The following is a 12,512-nucleotide window of genomic DNA, read 5'->3' as shown; positions in this document are numbered from 1 at the left end:
GGACGATGGGTGTCTTGGCAGAAACCGATCCTGCACCACCCGACCCGCATGCACCCACCCGAGTCGACCATCACCCCTTGCCAGAGCATCACTGCCGATGTTCTACAGGCAGCCCTGATGAGAAAACCTCACTGCTCCACAACTTCATCGACAAGATCACCGCCAGCAAGCACAAGCTGACCATCACGACACGCTACTACGACGACGGGGAACCCATCACCCACGAACAGCTCACCAGACACAACAACATGGGTACTCGTTGAACTCTCAAAGAGAGTTCAACGAGTACCCTCAGGGGGTATTTGTGGAGGTGGCGGGAATTGAACCCGCGTCCTCGAGAGGCGAACCAGGTCTTCTCCGGGCGCAGCTGCGGTTGATGCTTTTCTCGGCCCCCACGCTCTCTGCAGCACGTCGTGGACAGGCCCAGTGGCAGTAAAGTCCCGATCAACCCCTGCCACACGGGTTGATCAGCAAGCCTCCTTGATGAGGCCAGGATCCGGACGGAAGGCTACATCCGGTCTGACCCTTCGGTCACTGCTCAGGCAGCGAGAGCGAAGTCTGCGCGATTGGTGTCGGCAGTTATAGGTTTCCGGGGAACATTAACGTGTTGACCCTGGATTCACGGCCCGCTTCACCTGGAACTACCGTCCCAAGTCGAAACCAGTCACCCCCTGTTGAGTTGTACCCCGGGCTGCACCAACAGCCCGGTTTTTCCATACTACCTGCCCGCCGGCATCAGGCCAAGCGGTTACCCTGCCAGCCGTGCGCCGGTGACGCCCGAATCAGCGCCCCAGCTGGCGCGGCGCGCGCCCCTCATCGAGCAGCTTGAAGGGCACGACGCGCGAGACCGGATTGGTCCAGTCCTCGCCGCTGGCGGCTCTGGCACCACCCACGACGGTGAGCACCAGCCAGACCAGCGCGCCGACCGGCATCGCCAGCTCGCCTGCACCCAGGACGCTCGTGAGCATCCCCACCAGTCCAGCGAGCACGCCCATGACCAGCTGGAAGTTGAAGGCCTTGGCGGCCTCCCGGTGGGTGTGGCTGTGCCGGGGCGTGGCCGCGTAGAAGACAGCTGGGCCGAAGACCCAGGTGCCCAGGCCACTGAGGTGTGCCAGCGCGCTGCCGGTACGAGCCACCGGGCCCGGCTGGCCCGAGGCGCGGCGCGCCATCAGGACGGCGCCGGTCCCCACCGGGATGCGGGCCAGACCGTCGAAGGCCCGGTTCATCTCACGACGCGTGCGCGCCTGGAGCACCATCTCGATGCGCTGGTCGAGCTCCCACTCGGTCAGCCGTTGCTCGGCATAGGCCTGCTGCAGGTAGCCCAGCGCACGCTCACGGTCTGGAGCGGTGACGGGCAGCTGGAGGCTGGGGTGTTCGAAGGCCGAAGGCATCTGTGCAACTCCGCGAGGGGCGAGGGCGTCGAGAGGGCTTGACGTGGTGCGGCTGGACAGGGTGGTGGACATGGTCCAATCCTTGTTCACCAGCGTGGGCAGGCCAATCGGGGCCGGCCCTGAGCCGACCCCGACTGGTGTGGTTCGTTCGCGCCACAGCGGACGCGGAGGATGGCTCAGCGCACGCCCAGCAGGTCGCAGACGAAGATCAGCGTCTCGCCGGGGGCGATGACGCCGCCGGCGCCACGGTCGCCGTAGGCCAGATGGGCGGGGATGACCAGCTTGCGACGGCCACCCACCTTCATGCCCTGGATTCCGGTGTCCCAGCCGGAGATGACCTGGCCGGCGCCGAGCTGGAACTGCAGCGGGCCGCGGCCATAGCTGGAGTCGAACTCCTCGCTGCTGGAGTAGGCGACGCCCACGTAATGGACGGCCACGGTCATGCCGGCCTTGGCCTCGGGTCCGTCGCCGATGGTGATGTCGGTGATCTGGAGCTCGGTCGGGGCCGGGCCCTCGGGGAAGTCGATCTCAGGCTTTTCAGTCATGCCCACCAGCCTGCCACATGAGCAGCGAACCCAGTGTCACCAGCTGCCGATGCCACCGCCGCCACCGCCGCTGCCCGAGAAGCCCCCACCGCCACCGAAGGCCGAGGGCCCACCGAAGCCGGTACCCGAGGTGCCGATCGAGGTGGGTGCCGGCATGGCCGGCGTCGCCGCGTGGTCGATGGTGTTGAGCGAATGCGTGAAGACGTAGAAGTTCCACTGGTCGTAGGGGCCGTAGTACCAGACCGGCGGCTCAGCACTCAGCCGACCCATCCGCACCAGCTCGGCACACAGGTCGGCCCAGCGGTCAGCGAGGCCGAACATGATTGCCCACGGCAGGTAGCGGGAGAAGATGTCCTCCCCCTCCTCGAAGCGCAGCTGCTCCGCCTCGGCGGTGGCCAGGTAGGTGCGGAAACCCTCCACCTGGTCGGTGATTGCACGCCCCAGCCCGGTACGTTGGCCACGCCGCAGCCGGCGTCGGACCACATAGCTGGTGATGATGAGCGGGACCACCGGAGCCAGCAGCCACAGCGCGGGCGAGAGCTCGCCGCCCAGGAAGAACCAGACGAAGACCAGCATGAGCACGCCGGAGCAGCCGACCCCGGCGCCCGCGGCCGAGGGGATCGCGGTGAACCAACCGCGCTGGGCCACCTGGTTGCGGACACTGGTGACCATCGCCTCGTGCGCCGAATGCATGCTGCCCTGGCCGGCCAGGTCGATCTCGCCCCTTGTGCCGGCGAAGAGCCGGTTGAGCAGCACCTGCTCGTGGGGCTCCGTGGCACCCGAGGGGTCGACCAGCGCCACCCGCGTCGAGCCCTGGTCATTGGCCAGCTGCACGACGCCACGCACCGCCAGGTCAACCAGGGTCGCCGTGGTCTCGCGGGTGTCGACCACTCCGTCCACGAGCAGCCCCGCCTCGGCGACGCTCACCTTCGGGGGCGAGAAGGCCACCGGGATCTCGATCTTCCCGGACGGCTTCTGGGCCACCCGCTCCCCCGGCCCCGGCACCACACCGGGCGGCAGCCCGACGAATCGCAGGTCGCGCCCACGTCGTCGCCACCACAGCAGCCCCAGCACCGGCGAGGCCACCAGGCTCGCCAGCCCGGCACCCATGCCCACGCGCTGCAGGGCCAGTTCGTCGGCATCGGCCCGCGGCACCAGCTGCGCACCGCCTCCGGCGACCGCCCCTTGGGCCAGTTTCGCCGAGACAGTCATCACCTCGCCGGGCATCTTGCCGCGCTGCACCCAGGTGGCGCGGCCGTCGGTGAGCGTGCCCGAGGTGCAGTCGCGCTCGGTCGGCGGCTTGGCCGTCGAGCACTTGATCGCCTGCACACCCTTGGGCACCTCGGCGGTCACGGTGATCTCGTCCACCGGGGGCGTTTCGCCGCTGACCGCATCCCAGCTGAACTCGCGGTGGTCTGCATAGTCGCGCAGCGCGCCGTTGACGGTGTAGCGGATCGTCCACGAGGCGGTGCGGCGCGCGATGTAGCGTCCCGGCGTGCCGATCCTCAGGGTGACGAACTCCACCCGGCCTTCGGAGTCGCGCTGGATCGCGTACTGGCCGGAGGCGTCATCACTGGTGACCTGCTGCACCTGCACGTCGTAGACGATGTCCTTGCTGTCGGCATCCTTGCCCGGTGCCGGCTCGCGCACCACGAAGCTGCGCGTGATGCCCTGCTGGTTACCCGGGTTGCCGAAGCGGTAGTCGATCGTCTCGACTGCCTCGACGATGCCGTCGGGACGGAGCCGGTAGTCGATGGTCCACGAGTCGATGGAGTCCTGCGCCGCCCAGGCCGGCTGGGGTGCCAGGGCCCCCAGGCAGCCGAGCAGCAGGGCCGCCCAGAAGGCCCCCCAGCGCCTGGTCATCACTTGCGCCGGCGATTGCGCTCGGCCAGCTCGCGCTGCGTGTCGCGGTTCATGTCGCGCTCGCGGATCGTCTGGCGCTTGTCCCAGTCCTTCTTGCCGGTGCCGACGGCGATCTCGACCTTGGCGTAGCCGTCCTTGAAGTAGATGCTCAGTGGCACGATGGTGCGGCCCGAGTCGCCGACCTCGCGCTCCAGCTTGTCGATCTCGCGACGGTTGAGCAGCAGCTTGCGGGTACGCCGGGCGGCGTGGTTGGTCCAGGTGCCGAAAGCATACTCGGGGATGTGCGCATTGCGCAGCCAGACCTCGCCGTCATCGACCGTCGCGAAGGCATCGGCCAAGGAGGCGCGCCCACTGCGCAGGCTCTTGACCTCGGTGCCCTGCAGCACCATGCCAGCCTCGATGCGATGCCCGATGTGGTAGTCGTGCAAGGCCTTCTTGTTCTGGGCGACGAGCTTTTGCCCCTTTTCGCGTGGCACCTGTATCCCCTTGTCGAGGTCGAATGTGGTGGGCACCGTCACGGTTGACGATCCCACATCACCCTAGCTCGTGCAGCCCACCGGATCGAGCGACGATCCGGGGGCGCCGCTCAGAAGATCGAGGCAGGATCGACCAACACACCGTCCGACCAGGTCATCAGGTGCAAGTGGCAGCCGGTGGAGTAGCCGGTGTTGCCGACGAAGCCGAGCACGTCGCCCTTGCTGACCCGCTGCCCCGGTGAGACCACGTAGTGCGTCGCGTGGTTGTAGCTGGTGGTCACGAAGCGGCCGTCGACATTGCCGTGGTCGACCACCAGGCGGTTGCCGTAGCCCTCATTGAAGTAGCTCTCGGTCACCACCCCACCGCGGGGGGCGATGATCGGGGAATTGCAGGCGGCTGCGTGGTCGAGTCCGTCGTGCAGCTTCCAGATCTTCAGCACCGGGTGCAGCCGCATCCCGAACAGCGAGGTGGTGCCACCGGCGACCGGGGCGATCCAGCCCGAGCCGGAGGTGACGAACCGCGCCGCCTGGCCCCCACCGCCGGTCTCGCTCTCCGCCCGGCTCGCAGCGGCCTCCGCACGACGGGCCGCTGCCGCCTTCTGGGCGGCATCGGCGGCACGCTGCCGGGCAGCCTCGGCGGCGGCCTTCTGGGCAGCGGCCGCCTGCGCCCGGGCACGAGCAGCTGCCGCGGCCCGCGGCCTTCTCGGCCGCGATCCTCTCGGCGATCCGCCGTTCGACGGCGCTGGACTCCTGGGTCCACGCCTGCTGCCGGCGCTGCTCGGCGGCCAGCTTGTCCTCGACTGCCGCCTGGGCCCGCTCATTGCTGGCCACCAGGTCGGTGACGGCCGCAGCCGCCTGGTCGGCAGCCCTCTCAGCCGCAATGGTGGACGCCACCTGGGCCGCGGCAGCCTCCTTCTGGCGCGCGACCGTCGCCTCCGCGGACGCCTGCTCCTCGCGAGCGGCCTCGAGCTTCATCTGCAACTCCTGCAGGCGGTCCATCTGCGCCTGGGTGGCGTTGAAGACCGTGGTGGACCACTGGAACTTCTGGTTCACGTCGCCGGTACTGACATCGGTGACGAAGGCCGCCAGCCCGACCAGCTCGGCGTTCTGCTGGTGGGTCTCGCGCACGCTGTTGCCGATCAGCCGGGCCTCGGCGTCCACCTTCTCCTGGTTCTCGGCCACGTCCTGCTGGGCCTTGCGCAGCTGGGCACGGGCCTGCTCAAGGGCCTTCGCCAGACGGGCATCCTCCGCCTCGGCGCCCTGACGCTGCTGCTGCGCCTGCGCGAAGTGGGCCCTGGCCTGCCCAAGTTGGGTCCTGGACTGCTGGAGGGCTGCCGCCGCTTGGTTGAGCTCTCCGGAGAAGGCGGTCAGCTCCTGCTTGCTGCGGGCCTGTTCGGCAGCAATCCGGTCGCGCTGGTCGGTCAGCTCGTCGGCACCGGCCAGGGGCGCGGCCCAGACGGCCAGGCCGAGGGCACACAGGGTGGCCAGGGCGGTACGCACTGGGTGGGGGCACAGCATGGACGAGGGGGCCGTACGGAGCTCGGGGGAGCCATTCGAAGTCACGTGCATGTCTCTCTTCCAGTACCGAGCAAGGACGCGGGGGCGTCAGACGCGCAGGTACTTACGGGTTGCCAACAGCGTGGGAATGATAGACAGCACGATTCCGACCACTGCAACTCCGGCCATCGCGATCCCCGCGTGGTCCCATCCGATCCAACGTAAAGCCTTGATCGAGACTTCAGCGTTCTTGACGATGATCGTCCAGTAGCCGAAGGCCAGAGTCGCGCAGGCCAGCGCCGCCCCCACAACGCCCGCCACCAGGCTCTCCAGCAGGAAGGGCAGCATGATGTAGAGGTTGCTCGCGCCCACCAGCCGCATGATGCCCAGTTCCCTGCGACGGCTGAAGGCCGCCATCCGGATGGTGTTGCCGATCTGCAGAGCCGCGGCCAGCAGCAGCAGGCTGCTCATGCCGATCGTGGCCCACTTCAACGCGTTGAGCCAGCTGAACAGCGGGTCGAGGACCGTGTGCAGGTCCTGCACGTTCTGCACCCCCGGCAGTGCCTGCGCTTCGTCGACGACGCCGGCGTACTGGGCCGGGTCCTTCAGCTTCACCCGGAACGAGTCCTGCATCTGGTCGATGTCCAGGCTCTCCAGGATGGGCGAGTCGGCGAAGGTCTTGCGAAACTCCTGGTAGGCCTCCTCCTTGCTCTCGTAGAAGACCTGCTGCACCTGCGGATTGGACTCCAGGGTGGTCCTCACCTGCTCGCGCTGGGCGTCGGTGATCCCTTTGCCCCGCTCGCAGGTGCCGCCCTGGGAGTCCTCGACGCACAGGAAGACCGAGATCTCGATCTTGTCGTACCACTTGCCCTTGATCAGGTCGACCTGTTGCATCGTCATCAGGCCGGCGCCGAACAGGCTCAGGCTCACCCACATGGTCACGATGACGGCCAGGGTCATCGAGACATTGCGGCGCAGTCCCGACCATGTCTCGCGCAGTGTGTGTCGCATCTCTTCCTCGTCAGCTGGGGTGGGGCTCAGGCGGTGCCGTAGACGCCCTTGGTCTGGTCACGCACGATGCTGCCGGCGTCGAGCTCGACGACACGGCGGCGCATCTGGTCGACCACCGTCGAGTCATGGGTGGCCATGATGACGGTGGTGCCGGTGCGGTTGATCCGGTCGAGCAGCTTCATGATGCCGACACTGGTGGCCGGGTCGAGGTTGCCGGTGGGCTCGTCGGCGATCAGGATCTGGGGCCGGTTGACGAAGGCGCGGGCGATGGCGACGCGCTGCTGCTCGCCCCCGGACAGCTCCTCCGGCAGCCGATCGGCCTTTCCCTGCAGGCCCACCATTTCGAGGGTCTCGGGGACCACCTGCCGGATCTCTGCCTGCGGGCGACCGATCACCCGCAGGGCGAAGCCGACGTTCTCCTGGACGCTCTTGCCCGGCAGGAGCCGGAAGTCCTGGAAGACCGTGCCGATCTGGCGTCGCAGGGCCGGCACCTTCCAGCTGCGCATCTGCTTGAGGTCCCTGCCCAGCACGTGGATCGACCCATAGGTCGGCAGGTACTCGCGCAACACGAGCCGCGTGAAGGTGGACTTCCCGGAGCCCGACTGGCCGACGAGGAAGACGAACTCCCCCTTGTCCACCTGGACGCTCACATTGCGCAGGGCAGGCTTCTGCTGGCCCTCGTAGATCTTGGTGACGTCGTCGAAGATGATCACGATGATTCCTTGGCCGCACTAGGGGATGGCTGGGGAAGGCGCCGGGAACTGCGTTCTCTGTCGGCCGAGTGGGAGTCTAGGCCCCCGCCCCCGGGCATCCGCGGTGGACACACGAGACGTCAGCCGAAATCTCGGCTGCCGTCTCCTTCCCGTGAGGGTGCCGTTGGTCGCTCAGTCGTGCTCGCGCATGCGCCAGCGGATGCCGGCATCGATGAAGTCGTCGATCTCGCCGTCGAAGACCGCGTCCACGTTGCCCACCTCGTGGCCGGTGCGCAGGTCCTTGACCATCTGGTATGGGTTGAGGACATAGGAGCGCATCTGGTCGCCCCAGCTGGCCTTCACGTCGCCGGCCAGCTCCTTCTTCTTGGCGTCCTCCTCCTGCTTCTTGAGCAGCAGCAGGCGTGACTGCAGCACGCGCATGGCGGCGGCACGGTTCTGGATCTGGCTCTTCTCGTCCTGCATCGAGACCACCAGGCCGGTGGGCAGGTGGGTGATGCGCACCGCGGAGTCGGTGGTGTTGACCGACTGGCCGCCGGGCCCCGAGGAACGGAAGACGTCGACGCGGATGTCGGACTCGGGCACGTCGATGTGGTCGGTGTCCTCGATCAGCGGGATCACCTCGACCGCGGCGAAGGAGGTCTGGCGACGGCCCTGGTTGTCGAAGGGGCTGATCCGCACCAGGCGGTGGGTGCCACCCTCGACGGACAGGGTGCCGAAGGCGAAGGGGGCGCTCACCTCGAAGGTGACCGACTTGAGCCCTGCTTCTTCGGCATAGGAGGTGTCCATGACCTTGACGCCGTATCCGTGGCGCTCGGCCCAGCGGGTGTACATCCGCAGGAGCATCTCGGCGAAGTCCGCGGCATCGACGCCCCCGGCGCCGGCACGGATCGAGACGACGGCATCGCGTTCGTCGTACTCACCGTTGAGCAGGGTCCGGATCTCCAGGGCCTCGATCTCGCCCTTGAGGGTGCCGATTTCCCGCTCCACCTCGGCGGCCGCGTCCGCATCGGACTCCTCGGCGGCCATCTCGATCATCAGCTCGGCGTCCTCGAGGCGCTGGTGCAACTTCTCGACGCGCTCGACGTCGGACTGCAGGTTCGACAGCCGCGAGGTCACCTTCTGGGCATTGGCCTGGTCGTCCCACAGGTCGGGTGCCTGGACCTGCTTCTCCAGCTCGGCGATCTCGGCCCGCTTGGCCTGGGGGTCGAGCACGGCCTCGATCGACGCCAGGGAGGACCGGAGCGTACTGAGGATGTCTGAAAGATCTGCGAGAGCCACGTCGACAGAGTCTACCGGGCCGTCGCGCAATCCCACAGCCGCGGACGGGGCGCCCCACCCGCGCCCTGTGAACGGCCTGTGGTCACCGTGTCCCGCGAGGGCCTGCGTGACAGTGTGGATCCTCTGGGAAGGCACAGCATCCATGCAGGACAAGGAAAGCCTGGGCCGTCCTGATGAGACGGAAGGATTCGGAGGGTCGGGGATGGCAGGTGCACAGCCCGCGCGTCAGGCGTGGATCGACATGGCCAGGGGTGGGTGCGTCCTGCTGGTCGTGCTCTTCCACGTGGTGATCTGGCACCTGCCGATGCTGGACGGTGACCTGCATGCCCAGGCCTGGGCCGCACTCAACAACTTCGTCGGCGGCATCCGGATGCCGCTGTTGCTCCTGCTGTCGGGAATGCTGGCCGCCGGCAAGGTCTCGCGCGGACGTCCTGCGCTGCGTTCAGCCGCCGCCAACTACTGGCTCTACGTGGTGTGGCTGACCATCTACGCCCTGGTCATCCCGCCGCTGCACACCGAGGCCGTCGGGACGGTCCACCCGGGCACCGACTGGCTGGTGCAGCTCGTCGCCCCCGCCACCCCGCTGTGGTACATCTTCGGCCTCGCCGTCTTCATGACCGGCCTGTGGTTGCTGCGCAGCCTGCACGTGCCGATCCCGGTCATCCTGGTGGCCCTGCTGGTCCTCACCCTGTTCGTGCGCCCGGGCGATGTCATCGCCCTCAAGGTGCCCGACCTGGCCTTCTACTACGTGCTCGGCGTCTGGTCGGCCCCGTGGCTGAAGCGTCACGTCCACGCCCAACCATGGCTGCTGCTGGCGGCCGGTGCCGTGCTCGCCGTGACCCCGAGCATCTTCTCGCGTCTGGGAATGCCGCCGATGGCGATGAGCCTGAGCTTCGTCGCCGGCAATGTCGGCAAGGGCCTGGGCGCCCTGGCGATCATGGCGATGTGGGAACGCTGGCTCGGTGCGCTCCGTCCGCTGGCCTGGGTCGGGCGCCGCACCCTGTCGGTCTATGTGATGCACCCGGTCCTGCTGGCCTGCTGGATTGCCCTGGACATGCACTTCGGCGTCGCCTCGAGGCTGGTGGAACTGATGGGACCGGTCGCGGTCATCTACCCGGCCCTGCTCACGATTGCCACCGCCGCCGCCGCGCTGGCCATCGAACAGGTGGTGCGCCGTGGGCCGATGGAGATGGCCTTCGAGCTGCCCAAGCCCTGGATGGCCCGGCTGCAACGCTGGGAGCGCGGGCCGGTCGCGGCCATCGACGCCCCCGCGCGTGGGACGTCGACGCCCCCGGCGCATGGGACACTGTAGGGCGACTAGGAAAGGACATTCCCGTGGGAGCACTCAAGGACCAACTGAAGAGCGAGCTCGTCACCGCCATGAAGGCACACGACGACCTGGCCAGGGGCACGATTCGGATGGCGCTGACCGCCATCCACACCGAGGAGGTCGCTGGCGAGTCCGCCCGCGAGCTCACCGACGCCGAGGAACTGGGTGTGCTCACCAAGGAGGTCAGCAAGCGCAAGGACTCCGCCGAGGCCTACACCTCGGGTGGACGCCAGGAGTTGGCTGACAAGGAGCTCGCCGAGGCCGACTTCCTGTCCAAGTACCTGCCGGCGCCGCTGACCCCCGACGAGGTCACGGCGATCGTCGAGGAGGAGGTGGCAGCCGCCACCGATGCCGAGGGCAACAAGCCGTCGATGCGGCAGATGGGCCAGGTGATGAAGGCCGTCACCGCCCGCACCCAGGGCCGTGCGGAGGGCAAGACCGTCTCCGGCCTGGTGCGCGCCGCACTCGCCTGAGCCCTCGCGGCTGACAGGACCTGCTGCGAGCTGCCACAATGGCTCGCAGCTCCGGGGCACATAGCTCAGTTGGTCAGAGCGCTTCCCTTACAAGGAAGGTGTCGGGGGTTCAAGTCCCTCTGTGCCCACCAGATTGGACGTATTAGAACACCTGACATGGTTGGGTGCGAGGGCGGCGAACGGCTCGTTGAGCTGGATCGCCGCTTTTTCGTCTTCGGTGATGAGGATGCGGTGGTAGAAGGCTTGGTTGGCGAGCCATTTGTCCAAGTCGTCGGTGCGCTCGTACATCCGGCCGCAGTCAGCGAGGAGTCGTAGGGCGGTGGCGAGGTGTTGGCGGGGGCCTTCGTGGTCGTGCCGTTCGGCGTCCAGGCGTTTGGTGACGTCAGCCAGGGCGATCCTGATCCGGTCTTGGTGGCGTTTCAGGGTCGGTAGGTCGATGGCGTCGGCGAAGTGGGCTTCGAGGAGCTTGTCTGCCTCGGCTTCGAGCCGGTGTTTGGTGGTGGTGAGGTCGTCGATGGCTTGGGACCGTTCAGCGAGGCGCTCATCGAAGGTGGCCTCGACTCGTTGCGCGAGCTGCTGGTAGGTCTGCTCGGTGATGGCGATCTGTTGGTAGCAGTCAGTGACGAGTTGTTCGGCGATGCCGACGGGCACGGCCTTCCTCGTGCACGTGGTGCGTTTGGTGGCTCGGCCGGTGCAGATGTAGTAGGCGTAGCGGATGCCTTGTTTGTTGCGGGCGTAGTCGAGCTGTAAGCGGGCGTTGCACGTGCCGCAGTACAGGGTGCCCTTGAGGTAGTGGTCGTGCTTGCGGCGGCGTTCCCCAGCGGTGGCGTGGGTGTCCAAGAGGGTCTGGACCTGCTGCCACGTCTCGGGGTCAACGATGGGTTCGTGTGCGCCAGAATGGAGGGCGCCTTGGTAGCGGACCTGCCCGATGTAGTACGGGTTGCGCAGCAGCTTGAAGAACGTCGAGCGCCCTACGGGTCCAGATGGTCGCTTCGGCGTCGGCACGGTGGTCAATCCTCTCGCGGTGGCTTCGGCCAGCAGGTCGGGGACGGTGTGCTCACCCTTCGCGTAGGTGTCGAAGACCCAGCGGATGAGCGGTGCTCGGTCGGGGTCGATCTCAACGGTGCGGTACTCCCGGCCCTGGTCATCCTTGCATCGGATGTTGCGGTAGCCGATCGGCGCGCGGGATGGGGTGCCGCCGTTGGCGACTTTCTGGGTCATGCCTTTGGTGACTTCGGCGGCGAGGTTGCGGGAGTAGAACTCCGCAATCGAGGACATGATGCCGTGCAGCAGCATCCCGGAGGGGGTCTCGTCGATGTTCTCGGTCGCGGAGACCAACTGGACGCCGGCGTCGATGAGGTGGCGGTGGATGTCGACGTCATCGAGCCGGTTGCGGGCTAGCCGGTCGACCTTGTGCACGATGCAATACGTGACCTGATGGGTCGCGATGTAGTCCAGTAGCTGCTGCAACCCCGGCCGCTTTGCCGACCGGGCCGACTCACCCGCATCGACGATCTCCGCCACCACCTGGGCGCCGAGGGTGTCGGCTTTGCGGCGGTTCGCCTCCCGCTGTGCCGGGATGGAGAACCCTTCGTCGCGGCCACCAGCGGTGGCTTGTTCTTTGGTGGAGACCCGCTGATAGGTCACCGCCGTCACCCGCCCCTCACCCGAGACGGTCAAGGTCTTCGTGCCGGCGGTCGTGGTCATGGTCGGTGGTCCTCATCATCGAGCTTGCATCGGGTTCGGGCTGCGGGGTCTCGGCATGGAGGCAATCGGCTAGGTGCAGCACCAGCGCAATCAGCCGGTCCATGTCCGGCTCGCCCCGGGGCACGGGCTCGGCGATCAACCGGCGCCTGTTCGGTGTGGTGCGTGCATACCTCATGCCCCACAGGTGGACACCCCACCCCAGTACCCGCGGGGACGGTTGGGGTGGTG

14 protein-coding genes, 1 tRNA gene and 1 other RNA gene are annotated in these 12,512 nt (G+C 67.5%); 4 read left to right on the top strand and 12 right to left on the bottom strand.

Features of this window, described 5'->3' with window-relative positions; genetic code table 11:
• Nucleotides 1–263: hypothetical protein (locus ACYVKA_RS11260; RefSeq protein WP_460705468.1), on the top strand; the 263-nt coding region annotated here is incomplete at its 5' end.
• Between the two features lie 39 nt (nt 264–302).
• On the opposite strand, the gene ssrA is transcribed toward ACYVKA_RS11260, so the two are convergent.
• The 10 genes from ssrA to prfB form a co-directional block, all read right to left on the bottom strand.
• Nucleotides 303–672: a transfer-messenger RNA gene (gene ssrA / locus ACYVKA_RS11255) on the bottom strand.
• A 110-nt stretch (nt 673–782) separates the two neighbouring features.
• Complete coding sequence (locus tag ACYVKA_RS11250) at nt 783–1,463, bottom strand: DUF4870 domain-containing protein (protein WP_460705466.1); 681 nt, start codon at nt 1,461–1,463, stop codon at nt 783–785.
• A 104-nt stretch (nt 1,464–1,567) separates the two neighbouring features.
• The gene (locus tag ACYVKA_RS11245) at nt 1,568–1,936 is read right to left on the bottom strand and encodes an FKBP-type peptidyl-prolyl cis-trans isomerase (RefSeq protein WP_460705464.1); all 369 of its coding nucleotides are present in this window, start codon (nt 1,934–1,936) and stop codon (nt 1,568–1,570) included.
• Nucleotides 1,937–1,972: 36 nt separating this feature from the next.
• Nucleotides 1,973–3,799 (bottom strand): DUF2207 domain-containing protein, encoded by a 1,827-nt coding sequence (locus tag ACYVKA_RS11240; protein ID WP_460705462.1) that lies wholly within the window; start codon nt 3,797–3,799, stop codon nt 1,973–1,975.
• Entirely contained in the window at nt 3,799–4,275 is a 477-nt protein-coding gene (gene smpB / locus ACYVKA_RS11235) for an SsrA-binding protein SmpB (protein WP_394275628.1), read from the bottom strand. Before smpB ends, ACYVKA_RS11240 begins: the two co-directional genes overlap by 1 nt.
• A gap of 110 nt (nt 4,276–4,385) precedes the next feature.
• Nucleotides 4,386–4,715 (bottom strand): M23 family metallopeptidase, encoded by a 330-nt coding sequence (locus ACYVKA_RS11230; protein WP_460705460.1) that lies wholly within the window; start codon nt 4,713–4,715, stop codon nt 4,386–4,388.
• Complete coding sequence (locus tag ACYVKA_RS11225) at nt 4,609–5,844, bottom strand: hypothetical protein (protein WP_460705458.1); 1,236 nt, start codon at nt 5,842–5,844, stop codon at nt 4,609–4,611. The genes ACYVKA_RS11230 and ACYVKA_RS11225 overlap by 107 nt, the downstream gene beginning before the upstream one ends.
• Nucleotides 5,845–5,880: 36 nt before the next feature.
• Nucleotides 5,881–6,783 carry a permease-like cell division protein FtsX gene (gene ftsX / locus ACYVKA_RS11220; RefSeq protein ID WP_460705456.1) on the bottom strand — a complete coding sequence of 301 codons (903 nt, stop codon included), beginning with the start codon at nt 6,781–6,783 and terminating at the stop codon, nt 5,881–5,883.
• Nucleotides 6,784–6,809: 26 nt separating this feature from the next.
• Nucleotides 6,810–7,496 (bottom strand): cell division ATP-binding protein FtsE, encoded by a 687-nt coding sequence (ftsE, locus tag ACYVKA_RS11215; RefSeq protein WP_460705454.1) that lies wholly within the window; start codon nt 7,494–7,496, stop codon nt 6,810–6,812.
• A gap of 171 nt (nt 7,497–7,667) precedes the next feature.
• Nucleotides 7,668–8,774 carry a peptide chain release factor 2 gene (gene prfB / locus ACYVKA_RS11210; RefSeq protein WP_460705452.1) on the bottom strand — a complete coding sequence of 369 codons (1,107 nt, stop codon included), beginning with the start codon at nt 8,772–8,774 and terminating at the stop codon, nt 7,668–7,670.
• 202 nt (nt 8,775–8,976) lie between these two features.
• Here prfB and ACYVKA_RS11205 point away from each other — a divergent pair, with 202 nt between their 5' ends.
• The 3 genes from ACYVKA_RS11205 (at nt 8,977) to ACYVKA_RS11195 (ending at nt 10,708) form a co-directional block, all read left to right on the top strand.
• Nucleotides 8,977–10,086, top strand: a complete 1,110-nt coding sequence (locus ACYVKA_RS11205; protein ID WP_394275633.1) for an acyltransferase family protein — start codon at nt 8,977–8,979, stop codon at nt 10,084–10,086.
• 23 nt (nt 10,087–10,109) lie between these two features.
• The gene (locus ACYVKA_RS11200; RefSeq protein ID WP_394275634.1) at nt 10,110–10,577 is read left to right on the top strand and encodes a GatB/YqeY domain-containing protein; all 468 of its coding nucleotides are present in this window, start codon (nt 10,110–10,112) and stop codon (nt 10,575–10,577) included.
• Between the two features lie 54 nt (nt 10,578–10,631).
• A tRNA-Val gene (locus ACYVKA_RS11195) sits at nt 10,632–10,708 on the top strand.
• On the opposite strand, the gene ACYVKA_RS11190 is transcribed toward ACYVKA_RS11195, so the two are convergent.
• Both ACYVKA_RS11190 and ACYVKA_RS11185 read right to left on the bottom strand, forming a co-directional pair.
• Complete coding sequence (locus ACYVKA_RS11190) at nt 10,665–12,284, bottom strand: recombinase family protein (protein ID WP_460705487.1); 1,620 nt, start codon at nt 12,282–12,284, stop codon at nt 10,665–10,667. The genes ACYVKA_RS11195 and ACYVKA_RS11190 overlap by 44 nt on opposite strands.
• Nucleotides 12,241–12,423: a hypothetical protein gene (locus ACYVKA_RS11185; RefSeq protein ID WP_460705450.1), complete on the bottom strand. Its 183-nt coding sequence runs from the start codon at nt 12,421–12,423 to the stop codon at nt 12,241–12,243. The genes ACYVKA_RS11190 and ACYVKA_RS11185 overlap by 44 nt, the downstream gene beginning before the upstream one ends.
• Nucleotides 12,424–12,512 lie beyond the last annotated feature (89 nt).

Source organism: Luteococcus sediminum, from assembly GCF_054783495.1.
The sequence above is the reverse complement of the archived record's forward strand: the minus strand, read 5'-3'. Positions and strand labels throughout refer to the sequence as shown.